17 protein-coding genes and 1 tRNA gene are annotated in these 22,089 nt (G+C 45.9%); 8 read left to right on the top strand and 10 right to left on the bottom strand.

The genetic code is table 11. The annotated features are described in order from the left end of the window. The first annotated feature begins 72 nt into the window (after positions 1-72). Positions 73-645 (top strand): TetR/AcrR family transcriptional regulator, encoded by a 573-nt coding sequence (locus N5P32_RS15125; RefSeq protein WP_265729859.1) that lies wholly within the window; start codon positions 73-75, stop codon positions 643-645. Here the strand turns inward: N5P32_RS15125 and N5P32_RS15120 are convergent. From N5P32_RS15120 to N5P32_RS15110, 3 genes are all read right to left on the bottom strand, one after another. Beyond that, positions 642-1,532 carry a DMT family transporter gene (locus tag N5P32_RS15120; protein WP_265729858.1) on the bottom strand — a complete coding sequence of 297 codons (891 nt, stop codon included), beginning with the start codon at positions 1,530-1,532 and terminating at the stop codon, positions 642-644. The genes N5P32_RS15125 and N5P32_RS15120 overlap by 4 nt on opposite strands. Before the next feature lie 105 nt (positions 1,533-1,637). After that, positions 1,638-2,951: a Na+/H+ antiporter NhaC family protein gene (locus N5P32_RS15115; RefSeq protein ID WP_265729857.1), complete on the bottom strand. Its 1,314-nt coding sequence runs from the start codon at positions 2,949-2,951 to the stop codon at positions 1,638-1,640. A 196-nt stretch (positions 2,952-3,147) separates the two neighbouring features. After that, positions 3,148-4,344, bottom strand: a complete 1,197-nt coding sequence (locus tag N5P32_RS15110) for an FAD-dependent monooxygenase (protein WP_265729856.1) — start codon at positions 4,342-4,344, stop codon at positions 3,148-3,150. Positions 4,345-4,676: 332 nt separating this feature from the next. Here N5P32_RS15110 and N5P32_RS15105 point away from each other — a divergent pair, with 332 nt between their 5' ends. The 6 genes from N5P32_RS15105 to N5P32_RS15080 all read left to right on the top strand — a co-directional run bounded on the left by N5P32_RS15105 (position 4,677) and on the right by N5P32_RS15080 (position 15,424). After that, on the top strand, positions 4,677-6,131 hold the full coding sequence (locus tag N5P32_RS15105; protein ID WP_265729855.1) for a circularly permuted type 2 ATP-grasp protein: 1,455 nt from the start codon (positions 4,677-4,679) through the stop codon (positions 6,129-6,131). A gap of 2 nt (positions 6,132-6,133) precedes the next feature. Continuing rightward, positions 6,134-7,078, top strand: a complete 945-nt coding sequence (locus N5P32_RS15100; RefSeq protein ID WP_265729854.1) for an alpha-E domain-containing protein — start codon at positions 6,134-6,136, stop codon at positions 7,076-7,078. Beyond that, a complete protein-coding gene (locus N5P32_RS15095; RefSeq protein ID WP_265729853.1) occupies positions 7,075-10,434 on the top strand; it encodes a transglutaminase family protein in 3,360 nt (1,119 codons plus the stop codon). Before N5P32_RS15100 ends, N5P32_RS15095 begins: the two co-directional genes overlap by 4 nt. A 29-nt stretch (positions 10,435-10,463) precedes the next feature. Continuing rightward, positions 10,464-13,043, top strand: a complete 2,580-nt coding sequence (locus N5P32_RS15090) for a circularly permuted type 2 ATP-grasp protein (RefSeq protein ID WP_265729852.1) — start codon at positions 10,464-10,466, stop codon at positions 13,041-13,043. After that, positions 13,040-13,903: a transglutaminase family protein gene (locus N5P32_RS15085; protein ID WP_322783878.1), complete on the top strand. Its 864-nt coding sequence runs from the start codon at positions 13,040-13,042 to the stop codon at positions 13,901-13,903. Before N5P32_RS15090 ends, N5P32_RS15085 begins: the two co-directional genes overlap by 4 nt. 126 nt (positions 13,904-14,029) lie before the next feature. Next, positions 14,030-15,424 (top strand): DEAD/DEAH box helicase, encoded by a 1,395-nt coding sequence (locus N5P32_RS15080; RefSeq protein ID WP_265729851.1) that lies wholly within the window; start codon positions 14,030-14,032, stop codon positions 15,422-15,424. A gap of 89 nt (positions 15,425-15,513) precedes the next feature. On the opposite strand, the gene N5P32_RS15075 is transcribed toward N5P32_RS15080, so the two are convergent. The 5 genes from N5P32_RS15075 to N5P32_RS15055 all read right to left on the bottom strand — a co-directional run bounded on the left by N5P32_RS15075 (position 15,514) and on the right by N5P32_RS15055 (position 20,428). Beyond that, on the bottom strand, positions 15,514-17,505 hold the full coding sequence (locus N5P32_RS15075) for a methyl-accepting chemotaxis protein (protein WP_265729850.1): 1,992 nt from the start codon (positions 17,503-17,505) through the stop codon (positions 15,514-15,516). Positions 17,506-17,692: 187 nt separating this feature from the next. After that, positions 17,693-19,084: an L-cystine transporter gene (locus N5P32_RS15070; RefSeq protein ID WP_265729849.1), complete on the bottom strand. Its 1,392-nt coding sequence runs from the start codon at positions 19,082-19,084 to the stop codon at positions 17,693-17,695. A gap of 241 nt (positions 19,085-19,325) precedes the next feature. Next, positions 19,326-19,402 (bottom strand) — tRNA-Ile (locus tag N5P32_RS15065). A gap of 179 nt (positions 19,403-19,581) precedes the next feature. Further along, on the bottom strand, positions 19,582-19,857 hold the full coding sequence (locus N5P32_RS15060) for a helix-turn-helix transcriptional regulator (RefSeq protein ID WP_265729848.1): 276 nt from the start codon (positions 19,855-19,857) through the stop codon (positions 19,582-19,584). Beyond that, positions 19,829-20,428 (bottom strand): cupin domain-containing protein, encoded by a 600-nt coding sequence (locus N5P32_RS15055; RefSeq protein ID WP_265729847.1) that lies wholly within the window; start codon positions 20,426-20,428, stop codon positions 19,829-19,831. Before N5P32_RS15055 ends, N5P32_RS15060 begins: the two co-directional genes overlap by 29 nt. 123 nt (positions 20,429-20,551) lie before the next feature. On the opposite strand from N5P32_RS15055, the gene N5P32_RS15050 reads away from it, so the two are divergent. Beyond that, a complete protein-coding gene (locus N5P32_RS15050; RefSeq protein WP_265729846.1) occupies positions 20,552-21,082 on the top strand; it encodes a peroxiredoxin-like family protein in 531 nt (176 codons plus the stop codon). Positions 21,083-21,164: 82 nt separating this feature from the next. On the opposite strand, the gene N5P32_RS15045 is transcribed toward N5P32_RS15050, so the two are convergent. After that, entirely contained in the window at positions 21,165-21,494 is a 330-nt protein-coding gene (locus tag N5P32_RS15045; protein ID WP_265729845.1) for a DHCW motif cupin fold protein, read from the bottom strand. Positions 21,495-21,597: 103 nt separating this feature from the next. Then, a partial coding sequence (locus N5P32_RS15040; RefSeq protein WP_265729844.1) for a GNAT family N-acetyltransferase occupies positions 21,598-22,089 on the bottom strand: 492 nt, incomplete at its 5' end.

The following is a 22,089-nucleotide window of genomic DNA, read 5'->3' as shown; positions in this document are numbered from 1 at the left end:
TATTGAGAATGATCATTCACAAGCACTATAATACAAGCAATCAACCTAATATATGACAAAACGTGCAAATAAATGAGAACTATTCACCTACCCTGCCACAGCGATCAACGAAAACAATGCATTATTGATGCCACCAAACATCACGTACTAAGCAAAGGCTTTCACAAGGCCAGCATGAGTGAAATAGCGAAAACAGCTGAGCTTAGTGTAGGTCAAATTTACCGCTACTTTGCCCATAAAGATGACATTATTTGCGCATTGGTAGAGCAGTTTACCCAAAGAAGATTACATTATATGGCGTCCTTTTTAGATAAAAAGGATTGGTTAGAAAGGCACTTTTCTGATCTCAACCCAGAAAGCAACAATGAGAGAATAATGCACGCGGAGATAAAAGCCGAGGCAGCACGAAACCCTACGATTGCCCACATCTATACAGAGTCACACCAACGCCTGCAAAAGCGCGCCATCAATATCATGGCCGCGCAGTATCCCAATATGGATCAAAAAGAAATAGCTGCGAGGATTGAAATGCTTGTCACCCTTAGTGAAGGATTATTGGCACGCTGGGAGTTCCAACCCCGACCATTCAGCCAAGAAATACGCCAACTATACAGTGATACTCTCGACACTATACTGCCTGATTAAGCCTTTCTGGCGGGTTTGAAAATCGATTTGATCTGTGTCCATCGACAAACCAACATCGCCAGAAAAATCAAACAGCAGCCAAATACTTGCCCAACACCCATCACCTCGCCAAACCATAGCACCGCAAAAATAGCCGTCCAAACAGGTTCTAAATTCATGATCACCGCAGCATGGCTCACGGGGGTCAAACTCATGGCGTAAGTTTGTAATAAAAACCGTAAGCTGCTCGCGATTAAGGTGCTGGCTAGAAACCAGCCTGCCACATTAAGACCAATGCTGTGAGGAAGCGTTTCTGTGAACACAGACACAACAAGCAACACAACACCTGCTGATGAAAGCTGAATGGCCGTCAGTACCAGCGCATGCATACGCATTGAAAAACGCGACAATAGGTTCAACTGAAACGCCATGCACAAAGCCGCACCTAGAAAATACACCTGAGCAAATTCAATGTCCAAGCCTTGGTTCAAGGCAAGAAAACCCAACCCCACCACAGCAATCGGTAACGCAATCCAAATACTCAAAGGCGGCCTTTCTTTGAACATAAACCGAGCCACCACCGGAACCAGCACCACCCCCAAACTCGTAATGAAAGCCCCTACCCCCAAATTGGACCCCTGATCCAACCCAGTGACCCAAAACATCATGGTGATTCCCATCACCACTCCGACCCAACATGCCTGTTTAATATTCCCCCAGTCCAACCCACGAAAATATTTTTGCCCAGCTAAGAACAAAACAAAACCGGCAATAAGGAAGCGAACCCCCATAAAAAATAAAGGCGGCAGTCCAGCCAGAGCCTCTTTCGAAAAAATCCAGCCAAAGCCAGCCAAAATCGTCACCAAGACTAAAATCAATTCCGCCTTCACATGGGAACCCTGTTTCACGTGCTCTCCTTAATAAGTCCATATTCAAAGCAATAAAAAAGCCTGTGCATTTAGTGATCACCAAATGCACAGGCTTTTCGTTTTACAACGAAATTCTGTTCGCTTTTATTTCACGCTTTTTGGCCAAGCGATGTAAATAGACACCAACGCAGCAACCGCTAATACCCAGCTGTATTGCACATAACCGACTAAATCCAAAGGCGACACTTTCGCCAAAGAAGAAGCCAACAATATTTGAGCACCGTATGGCAAAATCCCCTGCACGACACAGGAAAAAATATCCAATAAACTGGCACTGCGGCGTGGATCAACATTGTAGCGTTCAGCAATGTTTTTTGCGACAGAGCCGTTAATTAAGATCGATACTGTGTTGTTCGCAGTACAACAGTTTGTCAGAGCGACTGCCGCACTAATGCTTAGCTCTCCAGCACGCGTGGAGCCAGCCTTGGCACCCAATGCACGACTAATACGTTCAATTGTACTTACCAGCCAATCTAGACCGCCTTGAGACTTCATCAATGCACCAAGACCACCAATCAACAAAGAAAGGATCAAAATCTCCTGCATACCGGTATAACCAGCGTAAATATCAGCGGACCAAGACGCGACAGAATATTCTGGCTGCATCGTCAAACCAATCACACCAGCCAACACAATGCCGCTAAACAACACCAACATCACATTCACACCGGCAATAGCCAGCCCCAGTACTACCACATAAGGCAACACTCGAATCAATTCGTAGTCTTTGATGTCTGAAATGTGTGCGCCACTGCTCTGGAAAAACAACCAAACCAACGTCACTAAGGCCGCTGGCAGAGCAATCTTGAAGTTCATGCGAAATTTATCACGCATGTCACAGCCCTGAGTTCGAGTGGCGGCAATGGTCGTATCAGAGATAATCGACAAGTTATCACCGAACATAGCGCCACCGATCACCGTGCCAACTGTTAGCAATAAAGGCAAATCAGCCGCTTCAGCAACACCTATGGCTATTGGCGCAATCGCAGCAATGGTTCCCATCGATGTACCCATCGAAGTGGCAACAAACGCCGTAATAACGAACAACCCTGGCAACAAAAGCGAAGCAGGAATAACGCTTAAACCGAAGTTAACCGTCGCATCCACACCACCCACACTTTTCGCCACACTGGCAAACGCACCAGCCAACAAATAAATCAAAATCATGGTAACAATCGTATTGTCGCCAACACCTTGAATAAACGTTTCAATGCGCTGATTAAACTGCCCTTTGCCCAACAAAACAGCCAAAGCAATCGCAGGTAAAATAGCAACAGGAGCAGAGATTTGGTAGAAGGCAAAATCAACGCCTTCAGATTGATACCAAAGGCCACTGCCGACAAAAAGAACAAGGAAAAGCAATAATGGCAACAAGGCCAAAGGAGATTTAGAAGTCATATCGTCTGAGGATTCCAGATTTAAGTTAACCCTTAAACTTATGATCCAAGGGTAAAGAGGCGGCGATGATAATCAAACTCAACCAGCGAGGCCAATAATAAATCGCAATGACGATCTCACAAAACGTTATAACTAAATAAACTAAATCCATGCAAAAAAAGAGAGATTTAATTATAAATAATCTCATTCAACAGAATCACCGATCGTCTAATACGGAATAACCGTAAATAGGATCCAATTTAGAATGGACAAAATCAGGGGCAAAACGTCCAGCCGCTTGTAGGGCTTTCAGCTTCATTTTTCCAAGCACACCACCATGCATATGATACAAGCCAGCATTGGTTTTCGACATTTTTTGAACTTTCGTCGCACGTGGCTTACGCGCTTGTTCGTAATACGTAAAAGCATCTGTCAGAGAATACGCACGTAAACACCTTGCCAAAACATAAGCGTCTTCAATGGCCATTGCCGCCCCTTGCGCCATAAACGGCAGCATTGGATGACAAGCATCGCCTAATAAGACCACGCGTCCGTTATGCCACGTCGGCAACTCGTCACGGCCATTCAAAGCCCATAGAAAGGTACTGGTCGCAGACGTTAATAAGTCACTCACTTCTGGATGCCAACCAGCAAAGGCGCGCTTCAATTCTTCAACATCACCTTCTTCACGCCACGATTCAGATTGCCAGTCGCTGCGCTCTTCTACAGCAACGAAATTGACATATTGACCGCCTCGCAAAAAATAACTCACAAAATGGCGACCCGGCCCAGCCCAAACACAAGCATCAGGTTTAATATTCACCTTCAAGTCACTCACAGGAATAACGCCACGCCAAGCAACCTGCCCCATAAATGTCGGACGCTCTTTACCAAGCATTTGTTCGCGGACTTTTGAATGAAGACCATCCGCACCAACCAATACATCCGCCACAAACTCGCGCCCGTCTTTAAGCAAAACAGCAACCTGATTAAGAAGCACGTTCTCTTCGTAACTGTCTACCACCGCATTCAACATCAACTCAACACCATGTCTAACACAAGCATTCACCAACACTTGATGTAAATCAGCACGATGTAAATGCCAATACGGTGCGTCATATCTTGCTTCAGCGGCGCTCCCTAATGCAGACCTAAGATAGTACTCGCCCGTTTTGTAATCGCGAATCACAGCCTGTTGCGGCACAAAGGCAAAGGGCGTCAATTCGGACTCTAAACCAAGCTGGCGAAGCACTTTGAATGCATTCGGACTGATCTGTAACCCAGCCCCAACTTCACCCAATTGTTCGGCTTGCTCTAAAACCACCGCTTTCATACCTTGTTTTGCCAACGCTAATGCGGCGCACAAACCACCAATACCCGCTCCAGCGACCAAAACACGACTGACCTGAGACACGACTTTATCCCTTTGAAAAATGACAAAAAACACAACAATTTTGATGTTTCATAGTAGCGAATTCCCACCCAAATAAAACCGACTCACATCACTTAATTTACCAATAATATCGGGACATTCAGGATTAAACACTATGGCTCGATCCTTGCTTTATTTAAAAAGTAGTGCGAAAACACTATGCAAACCCTAGTAAATCAGGGTAATGATATAAGTAAATTTGGTATTAAAAAGCATAGCCCCGTCCAACATAGGGCGGGCGCACAAAAATAGTACGCGAATGTGTGCAGATTTGAAGCACTCACCTCCGGCTTTAATAAGAGAACGAGGTATACATGGAAAAACTAACAAGCCAGTACCAGTCATCGGTTTTTTTTGACGAGTTAATTGATGAACAAGGCGCCGCAAGACCCCCAGCTCAACAACTACTGGGGTATTTAGACAGCCTATCTGAAGACGAATTAGAAAAGCGACGCCTCGCTGCTGAAGCAACAATACAAGAGATGGGCATCAGCTTTACGGTCTACACAGAAGAAGGCAACATTGACAGAGCATGGCCCTTCGACATAGTTCCCAGAACGATTGAAGCATCGGATTGGAAAATAGCAGAAGCCGGACTAAAACAACGTCTAAAAGCCCTCAACCTTTTCATCAACGACCTCTACCACGATCAAAACGTCATCAAAGACGGCATCATTCCAGAACACATCATCAAAGATTCAAAGAACTTCAGACCAGAATGCGTTGGTGTATCACCGGCTCACGGTGTATGGGCGCACATCTGCGGCACCGATTTGGTCCGCGACGAAAATGGGGACTTTTTTGTATTGGAAGACAATTTACGCGTTCCTTCTGGCGTGTCCTATATGCTTGAAAACCGTGCTATCACAAAACGCGTGCTGCCTGAACTGTTTGAAAACGAGTCCATACTACCGGTCGATTCCTATACGTCTCAGCTATTTGACACCTTGGCGGCACTGTCGCCAAGAGACATTGAAAATCCTGAAATTGTGGTACTCACTCCAGGTATTTATAACTCAGCCTATTTTGAACACGCGTTCCTAGCACAACAAATGGGCGCGGAACTCGTTGAAGGCAGCGATTTGTTTGTCGACAGCGACGACTGTGTTTACATGAAAACGATTGATGGCCCTGAGCGTGTCGACGTCATTTACCGTCGCATCGATGATTTGTTCATCGATCCAGAAGCGTTTGATCCTGAATCGGTACTGGGTGTTGCCGGCTTAATGCGTGCTTGGCGTGCCGGTAATGTGGCGCTGGCCAACGCGCCGGGTGCTGGCGTTGCCGATGACAAAGTCGTTTACGCTTATGTACCAGACATTATTCGTTACTTCTTGAAAGAAGAACCCATTCTTAAAAACGTTGAAACTTTCCTGTGTGACGACCCAGAACAGCGCGCTTATGTGCTTGATAATCTAGACAAGCTTGTCGTAAAACCAGCCAATGAGTCTGGCGGGTACGGTATGTTAGTCGGCCCACATTCTACGAAAAAAGAACAACTTTTATTTGCCGAGCTCATCACGAAAAACCCTCGTAATTACATAGCTCAGCCAACATTAAAGTTATCAACCGCACCAACACTTATCTCAAAAGGTGTTCTAGAACCACGCCATTTGGACCTTCGACCTTTCATTTTGCAAGCAAAAGACACCTACGTCACCACAGGTGGGTTGACTCGCGTTGCCATGAAAAAAGGCTCCTTAGTCGTTAATTCGTCACAAGGTGGTGGTAGTAAGGACACTTGGATTGTTGAAACTAAGGGGCAATAATCATGTTATCTAGAGTCGCAGAACGCCTATACTGGAGCGCTCGCTATTTGGAGCGAGTAGAAAATACGGCCCGCTTGGTCAGTGTTTATGATGAACTTTTGTTTGACCTTCCGAAAAGTATCGAAGTGTCTTGGTACAACCTAATAGAAATATTAAGTGGCGAAGAGATATTCGAGCAGCGCTACAAAGTAAAAGACGAACGTAACGTCGTAAAATTTTTATTGGCTGACGACACCAACGCCAGCTCCATGCTATCTTCATTGAAAATGGTGCGTGAAAACATTCGTACAACCCGAGATGCTGTACCTAAAGAAACGTGGGAACTGATCAACGAACTGGACTTGTACGCTCAGCAAAACATCAAACAAGGCATTAACCGTTCAGAACGCCATCTATTCCTTAATACCATTATCGAAGGCTGCCAAAAAATCATTGGGCTATTTGCTGGTGCGATGAGTCGTGACTCTGGCTGGCACTTTCTTATCATGGGCCGATACTTAGAACGTGCCGACATGGGAACACGTATTCTTGATGCCGCGGTGTCGTTGATGCTGAAGTCAGAACCAGAGGCGAGAATTCAACTTGGGCAAGTCACTTGGTCAAAAGTATTAAAGTCACAAAGCGCGTATTTGGATTATCGACGCACCGTACGAACATCGATAAATGGAGCAAAAGCCGCCACTTTTTTGATGAATGACCCTTGCTTCCCGAGAACATTGGCCTATTGTTTTGGGCAAATCAGCGAAGCGGCCAACAAGCTGCCAAGGGCAGGACTGATTACCTCCAAAGTCGACAAGATCCTAGACGTTGATTACCCACTGATCAGCTCGGAAGATTTAAATAATGACTTCCAGGATCACCTCAACGCGCTGCAGATTGCGATTATAGAAATAAACTACCAGATTACCGAAAACTGGTTTCATTTTCGGCAAGGAGACGCTGCATGACCATTAGAGTCGCAATACAGCACAAGACCACCTATGAGTTTGATCGATTTATCAATGTTGCCCCGCACATTTTGCGGTTGCAACCTGCGGCACACTCACGCACAAAAATTCACGCTTACTCGCTGAAAGTCTTGCCTGAAAAGCATTTTATTAACATACAACAAGACCCGTTCGGCAATTTTCAAACGCGTTTAGTGTTCCCAGAAAAAACCAACAAATTAGAGTTTTACGTTGAAGTCATTGCTGACATGACAGTGATCAACCCATTCGACTTCTTTGTGGAAAGCTACGCAGAAGAATATCCGTTTGCCTACGACAAAGCCCTCAAAAAAGAGCTCGATCCTTACTTACAAGTCACTGAATCTTGTCCGTTATTGGATAAATGGCTATCAACGGTTGATCGTAAAAACACGCCAATAAATGACTTCCTTGTTGCCATTAATAGTCGCTTAGCGGCAGAAATCGGCTACGGTATTCGTTTAGAACCCGGCGTTCAAACCTGCGAAGAAACCCTAACGCTTAAAAAAGGTTCTTGTCGTGATACCTCCTGGTTATTGGTTCAAATACTACGAAGCCTTGGTTTAGCCGCACGTTTCGCTTCCGGTTATTTGGTCCAGCTAACCGCTGATGTGAAAGCACTTGATGGCCCTTCTGGCCCAGAAGAGGATTTCACTGATTTACATGCTTGGTGTGAAGTATATCTGCCCGGCGCGGGTTGGGTTGGACTGGACCCTACATCAGGATTGTTCGCGGGTGAAGGTCACATCCCACTTGCTTGCACACCAGAACCTGCTTCTGCTGCGCCCATTACAGGATTCATCGACGAATGTGAGTGTGAATTCAGCTACAGCAACATTGTGACCCGTATTCACGAGGACCCACGCGTCACTAAACCCTACGCCGAAGGCGAATGGGACACCATCAAAGCGTTAGGCTTTGCCGTTGATAAACAGCTTGAAGATGGCGATGTTCGCCTAACAATGGGTGGCGAGCCGACCTTTGTTTCCATTGACGACATGGATTCTGAGCAATGGAACACCGGCGCATTGGGTGCAGAGAAACTCAAACTCGCCAAAGATTTGCTGATCAAGATGAAGCAAGAATTCGGCGCCAACGGTTTGCTCCATTATGGCCAAGGCAAATGGTACCCTGGCGAAGAAGTGCCTCGCTGGGCACTGGGCTGTTTCTGGCGCACCGACGGCGAAGCCTTGTGGAACGACCCAAAATATCTGGCTCGCGTAGACAAAGACTATAAACACACCATCAAAGACGCCCAAGCTTTTGGCGAATTGTTGTGTGAAAAGCTGGCTTTGGATAAGCAATACCTGCAAAGCACGTATGAAGATACGCTGTATTATTTGTGGATGGAGCAATCACTCCCTGCGGATGCAGACCCCACTAAGGCCGATTTAAAAGACGACTTAGAGCGTCGCCGCCTAGCAAAATTATTGAGCCGAGGTTTAAGCTCAACAACCGGTTATATTTTACCGCTAGAATTTGATGGCTATCACCAATGCTGGAACAGCTCGCTTTGGCCTATGCGCAGTGATGTAATCACCTTAATTCCTGGTGATAGCCCAATGGGTTATCGTTTACCACTTAACTCCTTGCCAGCGCAAGCAGAAGAAGATCGTATTCCTGAGCGCGACCCCTTTGACCCTCGCCAACCTTTGGCGAATAAAAAGGATAATGCCCTTTTAGACAGCGTGGCCAAACAACACTTTGCTAAAAAGCCCGTTCCTCCTGCGACGCCGGTAGAAAAAGTGCTTAAAAATGTGGTTCGTACTACCTTATGTATTGAACCGCGTGATGGCCGTTTGCATGTTTTCATGCCGCCGATGACGCATCTTGAACACTTCGTTAGCGTACTTGGGCACCTTGAAGACGTAGCAAAAACTCTGGATTTGCCCATTGTGATCGAAGGTTATGAACCACCGAAAGACCCTCGGATGCAAAAATTCTTGATTACGCCAGATCCGGGTGTCATCGAAGTCAATATTCATCCGGCCGCCAGCTGGGCTGGGTTAGTTCACAATACAGAAACACTTTACCACCAAGCGTATTTATCTCGCCTCGGCGCAGAAAAATTCATGCTGGATGGTCGCCATACAGGCACCGGCGGTGGTAATCACGTAACGCTTGGTGGTCGTACGCCAGCAGACAGTCCACTGTTGCGTCGCCCTGAATTACTGCAAAGTTTGGTGACATTCTGGCAGCATCATCCTGGGCTATCTTACCTTTTCTCTGGCATGTTCATTGGCCCTACCAGCCAAGCACCTCGCCCAGACGAAGGCCGAGATGAAGCCTTGTATGAAATGGAAATCGCGTTCCAAAATATGCCCGAAGGTTTCGTTGAAGAACCTTGGCTGGTTGACCGTTTGATGCGCAATTTGCTGGTTGATATTACCGGCAACACACATCGTTCTGAATTTTGTATCGACAAACTTTATGCCGCAGGCAGTGCCAGTGGGCGCCAAGGTTTATTAGAGTTCCGTGGTTTTGAAATGCCGCCTCATCCGCATATGTCATTGGTACAAATGCTGTTGCTACGCTGTTTGGTGGCTCGCTTCTGGAAAGAGCCCTACAAGAAGCCTTTAGTACGCTGGGGCACCAGTTTACACGACAAATTCATGCTGCCGCATTTTGTTTGGCAAGATGTGAAAGAAGTGGTCGAAGACCTTCAACGTCATGGTTTTCCATTTAAACTCGAATGGTTAGCGCCGTTTGAAGAATTCCGTTTCCCTCATTATGGTCGTCAGCAAATCGATGACATGGAAATTGAACTTCGTTGGGCCATTGAACCTTGGCATGTTCTTGGTGAAGAAATCACCGGATCAGGTACGGCTCGTTATGTGGATTCTTCCGTTGAACGTTTGCAGGTCAAATTATCAGGCTTAACAGACAACCGTTATGTGCTGAGCTGCAATGGCCGACGTGTACCGATTCGCGCAACCGGTCGTAAAGGTGAATATGTGGGGGCTGTGCGCTACAAAGCGTGGGCGCCGCCATCGGCGTTGCACCCTACCCTGGGAACCGACACGCCATTGATATTTGATTTGATCGACACATGGAATGGTTTATCGGTCGGTGGCTGCACATATCATGTGTCTCACCCCGGTGGACGTACCTATGACAACGTACCGGTCAACAGCAATGAAGCAGAAGCGCGTCGCGTAAACCGTTTTTGGGATCATGGATTCACACAAGGCACCCTGTCTCCACCACCCGCCTTTAGTGCCTTACGTGCATTTTATCCAAATGAAAACAGTCCTCGTGCCATGTCGCCACCCGCTGAAGAGCCAATGAATGAATATCCTCATACATTAGATCTAAGGAAGCAGTATAATGTCCTCTAATAATTAATTTTTTTAGGCTCAAGCACATTATGCAATTTCAAACAGGTACTTTCGTAACGTCGATGATTGATCAAAAATCGACGTTACCGTCCGCCTATGATACCCCTGTGAATGCTTATGATGAGGCCTTCATGGAAGATCGCCAACCGCGTCCTCATTGGGAACCAATATTACGCAGTATGGAGAATCTAACGGCTGAGGAGATGCACGACAGACAACGTCGTGCTCAGCGCATTTTGCGTGAAGACGGAGCTACCTATAATCTAACCAGCGACCCGCTCACTCCGAGCGTTTGGTCGCTGGATCTTATTCCCAACATCATAGAAACAAACGAATGGCTTTCCATTGAACAAGGGTTAGCTCAACGCTCAACTTTGTTTGATCTCATATTAAAAGACCTTTATGGCCCGCAAGAACTCCTGAAAAACGGCATTATTCCTTCCGAAATTATTTTTAGCCACCCCGGTTTCTTGCGCCCCTGTCACGGTGTTACTGTTCCTGGTGAGCATCAGCTATTGCTTCATGCGGTTGACCTTGTTCGCAACCCAATGGGGCAGTTCCAAGTGATTAGCGATCGAACCCAAGTGCCCAGTGGCGCCGGTTATGCCCTAGAAAATCGAGCCGTGGTTTCTCGAGTGATTGCCAACAACTTTCGTGAGAGCCAAGTACGCCGATTAGCGGGCTTTTTCCAGTCATTCAAAAACATGCTGTCTTCGCTGTCTAGTCAATGGACCGATACACCACGCATTGTCATGTTGTCGCCCGGTGCGTACAGCAGCACCTATTTTGAACAAGCGTATTTATCGAACTACTTGGGTTTTCCATTGGTTCAAGGCAGTGATTTGACGGTGCGTAACGGCGCTGTTTGGATGAAGTCGTTGAACGGTTTGGCTCGTGTAGATGTGATCTTGCGTCGAGTCGATGACGCTTACTGTGATCAAGCAGAGCTAAGAGCAGATTCCTTCTTGGGTGTACCTGGGTTGTTAGAAGTGGTTCGCGCGGGCAATGTGGTACTGGCCAACCCATTAGGCAGCGGTATTTTGGAAGCACCCGCGCTGTTAAAATTCTTGCCAGCCATCAGTGAATTTCTCATGGGAGAACAACTCACATTACCTACTGTAACCACCTGGTGGTGTGGTGATGCCGACGACCTACACTATGTTCTGTCCAATTTGAGTCATCTCATTATAAAACCGACCATACGTCGCCATGATACCAACAGTATTTATGGGCACACATTGACGGAAAAGCAAAAGCTCAGCACCATCGAAAAAATCAAAAGAAACCCGCATCTATACACTGCCCAAAGCTACATTCCAGGGTCAATGTCCCCGATTTGGTTGGATGAAAAAATACAAGCCAGACCAAGCCTAATGCGAGCGTTCACCGTTTCTGGCCCCCAAGGCTACAGCGTCATGCCGGGCGGATTATCACGCACAGGGGAATCACACAAAGAAGCCATTGTGTCGAATATTTCGGGTTCGAAAAGCAAAGACACTTGGGTATTGGCTGCAGAGCCTGAACCGCAAGCGGCCTCGATAATCGAACAAGTTCTATTGCAGGACGAAGCCTTACAGGCCAACTTACCAAGCCGGGTGGTCGAAAACCTTTTTTGGATGGGCCGTTATGCAGAACGTGCTGAAATTAGCATGCGTTTACTGCGCACCATTTTCAAACAAATGAATGGTATTGATCCTTTACCAGAAGAAAGCCGTCGCACCTTACTTGAAATGGCATCAACACAAACAGGCTGTCTACCCGGCTTTATGGAAGCCGATGAGGAATTGCTCGCTAATCCAGAAGCAGAACTGGTGTCTATTATTACCGATGGCAGCCGCGCAGGCTCCATCAAAGCCAATTTACAAGCCATGCTAAGCTGCAGTGAACAAGTCAAAGAAATGCTGTCTGCGGACACCCGAATTATCATCAATGAGCTGCGTGACCATATCCATGAACTGGATCGCGCCTATACCAATGGCCTGCCTTCCGCACCGGAAGAATCGTTAGACAGTTTGGTAACGTCATTGTTAGCACTTTCTGGTTTGAATCATGAAAGCATGTTACGTGGACTCGATTGGACATTCCAAGAGATTGGGCGCCGTACTGAACGCGCACTACAAACTGCAACACTATTGCGTTCTTCACTGACAAAACCCTTGCCTGCCACCTCGCAACAGCAAATTTTAGAATCGGTGTTATTAAGTGTTGAGGCTCTAATCTCTTTCCGCCGTCGCTATCGCAACCGTGCTCGCGTGGCCTATGGATTAGATCTCTTGATGATTGATGGTACGAACCCTCGCTCCTTACTGTACCAAGTTGAACAACTGCGTAAATACATTAAAGAGCTGCCTCGCAACGAAACAACTTCCGCGGGGCTGAGTCCAGAACATAAGATCATTATCAAGTCATTAAATGATATTCAGCTCGCCGACCTTGAAGAGCTGGCCAAAATAAATGAAAAAACACAAAGTCGTCATGCATTAGAACAGCTGATGACGGAACTTCTAGACCAATTAGAGCAGTTTACCGTTCTCATTAGTGATAAGTATTTTGACCATACCGCTGGCCCTCAGTCTCTCACTGAAGCCATAAGAGGAGTTGCTCTATGAGATACCGTGTTCGTCATATCACAGAATACTCGTATGGCGCACCAGTGAGCTTATGCTACAACATGGCGCATTTGCTGCCGCGAGACACTCGTAACCAGCGCTGTCTCCATCAAAAGGTTCAGATCAATCCCCCACCGGTCTACCAAAACGATGGCGAAGATTATTTTGGCAACCAAACCTTTTATTTTTCCATTCAGGAAGCGCATAAAAAGTTGGTTATTGACGTCACCACGGACTTTGAGATTACCCCACTTAATGTGCTTGAGTGGGCGTCTCAACACACGCTAAATTGTGGCCAATTACGGGCGCAGCTAAACGCCCCCAATACACCGGAACTGCGGATGGCAAAAGAGTATTTACTCGATTCGCCACAGATACATCGTTCTGAAGATTTAAAAGCCTATGCCGCCAGTACGTTTGCGGATGATAAGCCTGTATTGCAAGCAGCCTTAGCATTCACACACAAAATTTTCACCGAGTTTACCTTCGACCCAGCCAGCACAACGGTTGCTACTCCATTAGAACAAGTACTTAAACAACGCAGTGGTGTGTGCCAAGACTTCGCGCATCTTGCCATTGGTTGCTTACGTTCCGTGGGCATTCCAGCCCGCTATATGAGCGGATATTTAGAAACCCTACCGCCGCCAGGACAAGAAAAGCTCGTTGGGGCAGATGCATCCCACGCTTGGTTCGCGGTGTTTATCCCCGAACTTGGCTGGGTAGAATTTGATCCCACTAATGACATCATGCCAAATGATCAGCACATTGTGACGGCATGGGGAAGAGATTATTCCGATGTAACACCGCTGCAAGGGGTGATATTTGAGGGGGAGGATCTCAGCAACTGGCCGTTTCGGTAGACGTAAAAAGAGTCTAATTTGATAGTACATAGCATGTAAGGCGGATATAAGGTAAGCTTCGCGAAATTCTTGCATTACCTGACCATTCAGCCTTGCACCTGCCTTTGATAAAACATGAGAACATCTATGAGTTTCAACAAACTTGGGCTTTCTGCCCCCATCCTAAAAGCCATTGAAGACCAAGGCTACACTGAGCCATCCGCTATCCAAGCTCAGGCAATACCAGCCATTCTTGAAGGCCAAGATGTGATGGCCGCGGCCCAAACCGGGACAGGTAAAACCGCGGGGTTTACCTTACCTTTACTTGAAATTCTAAGCAAAGGCGAACACGCGCAAAATAACCAAGTACGCGCATTAGTATTAACACCAACACGTGAACTGGCCGCTCAAGTTGCTGAGAGCGTTAAGAATTATGGCCAGCATTTGGGCCTGAAATCGACCGTGGTATTTGGTGGCGTAAAAATCAACCCACAAATGATGGCATTGCGTCGTGGCGCCGATATTCTGATCGCTACACCAGGTCGTATGATGGATTTGTACAACCAAAAAGCCGTACGATTCGACAAACTGGAAGTGCTCGTATTAGATGAAGCCGATCGCATGTTGGACATGGGCTTTATCCACGACATTAAGAAAATCTTAGCAATCCTTCCAAAGAAGCGTCAGAACTTGCTGTTTTCTGCGACGTTCTCTCCCGAGATTCGTCAACTTGCAAAAGGCTTGGTGAATAACCCTGTAGAAATATCGGTGACCCCACGCAATGCGACGGCAGTGTCTGTTGAGCAATGGCTGCACCCTGTCGATAAAAAACGTAAAACCGAACTGCTTATTAAATTGATCGCGGAAGGTCGTTGGGATCAAGCGTTGGTATTTTCTCGTACCAAACACGGCGCAAACAAAATCACGAAGCAACTAGAAGACGCTGGCATTCGCGCCAGTGCGATTCATGGCAACAAAAGCCAAGGTGCACGGACTCGTGCCTTGTCAGACTTTAAAGAAGGTCGTATTCGCATTTTGGTCGCGACTGATATTGCCGCGCGAGGACTGGATATCGAACAGCTTCCTCATGTGGTCAACTTTGATCTACCAGATGTCGCCGAAGACTATGTTCACCGCATTGGTCGAACTGGCCGCGCTGGCGCAACAGGCAAAGCCATTTCTTTGGTGGCAGCGGATGAGTTAGACCAATTGCGAGCGATTGAACGTTTGACGCAAAAGCTGATCGAACGTCGCTACGATGATGATTTTTTCCCATCTCACATGTTGCCTGACACCACATTGGACACGCGTCCAATCAAGCCAAACAAACCGAAAAAACCAAAAGCACCTCGTGACCAGCACGCTGGCGCAAGACAAGGTAATGGCGCGAAACAAGGCGGCAACCCTGCTAAACAAGGCAATGCACCTAAATCAGGAAATCGTCGTCCAACCCCCTCAAAAGCAGAGGTAACACAAGGACAAGGTTTGCGTAGCAAACCTCTGGCGCCAGCGCGACGCAACCGCAAACCGGCTCAAGACTGATTGACCGTTAAGACAATACGCATAAAAAGGCCCATTGATTCGCTTCAATGGGCCTTTTTCGTATCAGGCATCCACGCGCTGTAAAACAATCAACTCAGTTTGTAGGATGAGATTTCTTTAAGTACGCTGTCGAAGCGCTGTTTCGCTTGTTCAGAGCCCTCATCTGTTTTATTCACTAAGTCGAGGATACGCTCGGAACGCTCACTCACATTCTGAATGTTGCGGTTAATCTCTTCAGAGACTTGTGACTGCTCTTCTGACGCGGTGGCAACACGCTCGATCGTTTGAGCTAACTGCTCTATATCATCAAACAGGCCTTGCATCATTGTCACATTATCACGCACCACACCGGATGTGTCGGTTGCCATGTTGGCGCATTGGTCCATGGACTTCAATGCACTCTTACCGGATCCAACCAAGGCTTCAATCATCGAACGAATTTCTTCAGTCGAGTTCTGTGTGCGTTGTGCTAAGGTCCTCACTTCATCTGCTACGACAGCAAACCCACGCCCTTGCTCGCCCGCTCGTGCTGCTTCAATCGCCGCATTAAGCGCCAATAAGTTCGTTTGCTCTGCAATAGATTCAATGGTTTGCAAAATACTGCTAATTTGCTCTGTGTTTGTTGTTACAGATTGAACCGCTTTGTGACCGCCTTCGACCTCCGAGGAAAGGTTCGCAATGGAATGCAAAATAGACTGCATTCGCTCAGAGGCTTGGGTACTTTGCGCTCGAATACTCTCCGTTGCCTGCGCCGAAGATTGCATGTCTTGTGAAATCGTATTGCTGGTTAACGACATTTCCTCTACGGCTGACGCCATTAAATCCGTTTGGTCAAACTGATTTTTTGTTTCTTTTAGTGCACTTTGAGAAAACCCACTCAACACACTCATGCTGTCTTTTGATTCTGACGCCATGTTCACCATTAGACTAAATGAATCTCTCAAATGATCTAAATGAACATTCAAATATTGAATAATATCTCCAAGCTCATCGTTGGACATATTTTCAATTTTTCCAGTCAAATTACGCTCTGAAGAAACATTTGATAAGGCCTGACTAATCAATTCGACACGTCGAGTGATAGAACGCGTTAAGGTGAAGGCTAACCAAATAACCGGCGTAATCAGAATCACAAAACCAATGACAAGAATATTGCGATACATTTGGCTTTTGGAGGTTAAAGACGCACTTAAACCTAGAATTTCCTCACTGATTTTATCCGCCACGCCTTTTATTAGACCAATTTTTGCCGTCGCTAACGCAAACCAGCCTTCAGGCCCTTTGACTGATGAGACATCCTTTAAAGCTAAAAATGAATCGGTGGCCTTAGACACCGACAACCACTTAGGGTTTTGCATTGCAGATTGTAGTAACGCTTTGTCTTTATCAGGCGCCGTAGCGTTAAAGTGCTCTAGCCAGTAAGCTTCGTCTTCGATATAGCTAGCAATCTGAGATTGACGCTTAGGCGTCGTCGTTTGAGCGGAAAAAACACCATTTAATGCGCCCCGATATTGGCCTGCGCGCTCTTTCATCCACAATAATCCAAGACGAGCTTCAAGTGTCTTTGCGATATCGCGATCACTGATGTTCAAAATTGCTCGTTGAATGCCGCTTAACGCGCGTCGATTTACCTCAGAATAAAAATCAAAGGCGCCGTTGTCCGCAGCAAGCACATCAACGCTTTTCCGGACGTTGTCTTTATTAGTTAACATCGTTAGAACAGACCCGAGTAAGCCGTCTATTTCATCTTGTCCAAGTGCTTCAAATATATCACCAGGAATGTTTCTAAGGGCGGATTCGGCCTTATCTGCTACTAGACGTTGAGCCATTAATGCCTCTTTGCCATTCGCCCCTTTACTACCAAGATAGCCAGCGCTCAAACCACGTTCTACGGCAAAATTATGGGCAACACCGTCTAACAAGGTCGACAGCATGACCATATCTTCGGCTACGCGCCCTTCATGAACTCGTTTGTTTAAATCTTTAACTAAAATGAAAACAATGATAATGGCAAATAATGAAGGCAAAATGCCCACAATCGCCACAGAATGAGATACCTTGAGGTTAGAAAATAGTGACACGATCTTCTCCTTGTCGTTGTTACTTACCAAGCTTAGATTAATTTAAGCACTTTGCATGCCTAATGCAAAAATTCCCTACCAAGTCATGACGTACCCCCTATTTTTTACTCAAAACACGTTCTACAAAAATAAAAAAACCACCCGAAGGTGGTTTTAAAAGGATTCTAACTCACAAGCCTTAGAAGCCTTAGCTATTCTTTAACTCAACCTCAGGCATTTCATCTTGCTCAAAGACCTCGTTATCAGAATGACCTAACCACTTAGAAGTAATGGTACCTGCCGTCATCGCACCATTAACATTCACTGCGGTACGACCCATATCGATCAAAGGCTCGATGGAAATCAATAAGCCAGCGAGAGCAACAGGCATGTCCAAGGCAGATAACACGATGAGCGCCGCGAAGGTTGCGCCACCACCGATGCCAGCAATACCAAATGAACTAATGGTAACGATAGCAATTAACGAAATAATGAAGCTTGGATCTAATGGATTAATGCCTACTGTTGGTGCAATCATCACAGCCAACATTGCAGGATAAAGGCCTGCACACCCATTTTGCCCCATTGTCGCGCCAAAAGAAGCAGAGAAATTTGACTCACCTTCACCATTACCTAGACGCTTTACTTGAGTATCGATATTCAACGGAATCGTTCCGGCACTTGAACGAGATGTAAAAGCAAACAAAAGTACCGGTAACACTTTCTTAAAGTATTGAATTGGCGAAATACCATTAAAAGCAAGCAAACATAAATGCATAACCAAAATCAGTGCCAAACCGACATACGACGCCACCACAAAATTAAGCAAGGTCAAAATGTCATTCACATCCGATCCAGCCACCACTTTTGTCATCAAGGCCAAAATACCGTACGGCGTCAAACTCAACACCATACGAACCAGAGTTCGAACAACCGATTGAGCCACATCAACAAAGCGCTCAAAACTCGCTCCTAATTCAGGTTCGCTTCGAGCAACTTTAACCCCAGCCACACCAACAAAAGCCGCAAAAATCACCACAGCAATGGTTGAAGTAGGACGGCTGCCAGCCAAGTCTGCGAAAGGGTTTCCAGGGAAGAAAGACGTAACCATGTCAGCAAATGACACATTGGCCAGACCATCTAGACGCGTCTCTAACGCCGCACCGCGAGCCATTTCTCGGGCTCCTTGCACAATGCCGTCAGCAGACAAGCCAAATAGATTGCTCACAAAAACACCGATCAAAGCAGAAACCGCTGTCGTCGCTAACAAAATACCAATGATTGAGGCGGACATCTTGCCCAATGACCCCGTGTCTTTCACCTTAATAATAGCGCCAATAATAGACACTAAAATCAACGGCATGATGATCATCTTCAGCAAACTAACATAGCCGTAGCCAACAATATTGACATACTCTAATGTCTCGCTGATTTCAGCGCTGCCAACACCATAAACAAACTGCAATGCAGCACCCAATGCCACACCTAAGCCCAAGCCAGTGAACACTCGAGTAGATAACGTTTTTTGTGATTTTTGCTGTTTAAACAGCACAACAATCAACAAAGCAAAGATCGCTAAGTTAATAATGGGATACAACATGAAGAAAAACCTTAAAAAGAACCAATAGAGCACCGATGCCCCACTCGCCTAAATAGCAGCGAATAAGGCAAATCGATAAGTTGGCGTAATGGTAACAAGATGTTAACCAAATGGATAAGAATGAAAAATCATTAACTTATATAATAAAAACGAATAAGGAAGAAACTTGAACCTATTTTAGCGGTAATAAAAAAGCCCCTAGAAGTTAGTGTTAACTAACCCTCTAGAGGCTTATTTTATATGGTGGGCCTGCCCAGACTTGAACTGGGGACCTGCCGATTATGAGTCGGATGCTCTAACCAACTGAGCTACAGGCCCTAAAAGCGTTGCAGATTATATCGACATGCTTCTCCCTTGCCAAGAAGTGGGTGCCATTTATATGTAATAATTTTTTGAAAGTGCTTGATTATCAGACTATTTTTCAATCAATTGACTGCTAATGTGGCTGATTCCTCAGTGCAATTTCTCGTTATGGGCACAAACCAGATCCAGCCATTTTAAATACGTCGGGCATGACGGTTGATTTCTCTAGGCGTGACCCCTAAGACTTTTTTAAATGCTCGGCGAAAAGCCGCTTCACTTTGATAGCCCAACTCGTCACTTAGAATAGCGAGATTCTTATCTCCATTTTTAATGCGCTGGGCAGCCAAACGCATACGCCATGAGGTCAAATAAGCCATGGGAGACACGCCAACCGTACGTTTAAACAATCCGCTGAACACAGAACGTGACATCCCCGCTTTTTCAGCAAGACTGGCGACTCTGCCAAGCATACTGAGGATGTTCATGAATGGATACAATAGCCCGAGCCAATCTGACATCACTCAGACCCGCCAACAAACCCAACTGAATTTTTTGGGTTTGCATGAAAAGCCTCAGCATTTGCACTAAATACGCCTCAGCCAACCGCTCCACAACAACCTGATATCCACAACGAGACTGGGAGCTTTCCATCAAAAGCAATGTGGTGAGTGGCAATAAATGCTGAGCAATATCGCTGTCTTTCTCCACTGGGATCCATTGCCACTCCATGTCCAACAGCGGGTTTAACGCTTTTGTCCCAAAATCAAATTCACACACAAACAAATGTGTTTCAATGCCTTCCACCTGAGTTGAAAGCACTTCAAGTTCGTGCCCGGAAGGAAGCCAAACACCATCGCCTTCTTTCAACATCAAACGAGAATTACTTTGCGCTGTGAGTGAAAGCTCCCCGCTAATCAGATACAACCAATAACTGGCGTCCGGAGAAAAAGATATAAACTCCCTAGCACTAGATACACAACGGCTGTTTACCGAAATGGCTCTTGGGCGAAACGTGCTTAATACTGACGATAGCCTATCCACGATAATGTAGTCTCACTATAAATACGATCTGCAACATTTAAAATACAATAGATCACCAATCGTATCAAATTTTACCATAATCTGCCTCTATCGAAATAAACAACAAATTATGAGGTAAACATAATGGTCGTCCTAAAGCCAAGAGCAACAACGCCAGATCTCAACATCAATACCCTCAAAGGGCCTTGGTCACTCACACAACAATCCCCAGAAAATTTTACTATGGTTGTTGTATATCGTGGTTTGCATTGCCCCATTTGTAAGAATTACCTAAAAGAATTAAGCCGCTTAGCAGATGACTTTGCAGCGAAAGGTGTGAACTCGCTTGTACTTAGCTCCGACACAGAAGAAAGAGCGCTACAGGCATCAACCGAATGGGAAATTCAAAACTTGACCATGGGATACGGCTTAACGGTAGAACAATCTCAAGCCTGGGGATTACATAGAAGCGCTGGCCGAGGGATTACGAGCATTGGTATAGAAGAACCCAATGAATTCACAGAACCAGGGTTATTTTTAATTCGTCCGGACCATACCTTATATTGGAGCAACATAAGCACAATGCCTTTTGCTCGCCCACACTTCAAAGAGGTGCTTGGCGCGATCGAATTTGCGGTCAGCAAGAACTACCCTGCTCGTGGTGAACTTATTTAGGAATAAGCTTTGTTATAGTAATGCGCAACGAAATAGAAAGTAGAATCAATATCTCGGTTCTACTTTCTCAGTTGCAAACACATCAATCCACAATAAACAGCGTTGCACCTTCTGACGTAGAAGAACGATGCGGTTCGGCGCCATCTGCTACTTGATAGCTCATTCCAGCCGACAAAATAAAGGTACGACCATCTTCTAGCACCGTTTTCAACTCGCCACTCATGCAAAAAAGAATATGGCCTTTGGTACACCAATGATCCGCCAAATACCCTGCTGAGTAAGTGACGATACGAACGCGAATGTCGCCAAACTGCTTTGTCTGCCAATAAGCAAAGCCGCTTTCGCCTTTGTGAGTGGTTTTTTCCACGCCTTGCCAATCTGTTACGCCAAAAGGTAAATCTGTAATCTTCATAACAACGCCTTAACGTCCTTCTACCGATGTTAGAATATCGCTCTGGATGATCGATATAATGTAAAGCGTAGTAAGCGTGAGCAAAAAATAGGGTCAAGCAATATTATTTCAGATCATCAATATTTGTGAGCACCCACGCACTGTTGTGCTGAGTAAAACCAACTTTAGGGTAATAATCCACGGCCTGTGGAGCGGATAACAGGATCAAAGCGCATTTAGGCTGTAAAGCGTCTTTGGTCATTCGTATCAAAGTTTTTCCAATACCAGACGCCTGCACTGTCTCATCAACAGCTAAATCCGATAAATAACAACAAAAGGCAAAATCCGTCACCGAACGCGCCACGCCGACCAAAGCCTCGCCTTGCCATGCCGTAATCAACAAATTCGCGTTTTTCAACATAGCTTCAATTGTTTCAGGCTCACCGATAGGGCGACGCGCACCCAGTGTCGTCTTCGACAGTAGATCGACAAATTGCTCCGCGCTGATCACCTGATTCACTTTGTAAACAATAGGAGCTGATAGATCGGAGGATTGCTCAATAGACATTTGGACACCTTTAGCAATTCGATAAAAATAAGAAGCGTAAAATATTCT

The sequence above is a fragment of the Marinomonas pontica genome, from assembly GCF_026191375.1.
In the GTDB taxonomy this organism is placed as follows: domain Bacteria; phylum Pseudomonadota; class Gammaproteobacteria; order Pseudomonadales; family Marinomonadaceae; genus Marinomonas; species Marinomonas pontica.
This window is presented reverse-complemented; position numbering and strand designations above follow the sequence as displayed.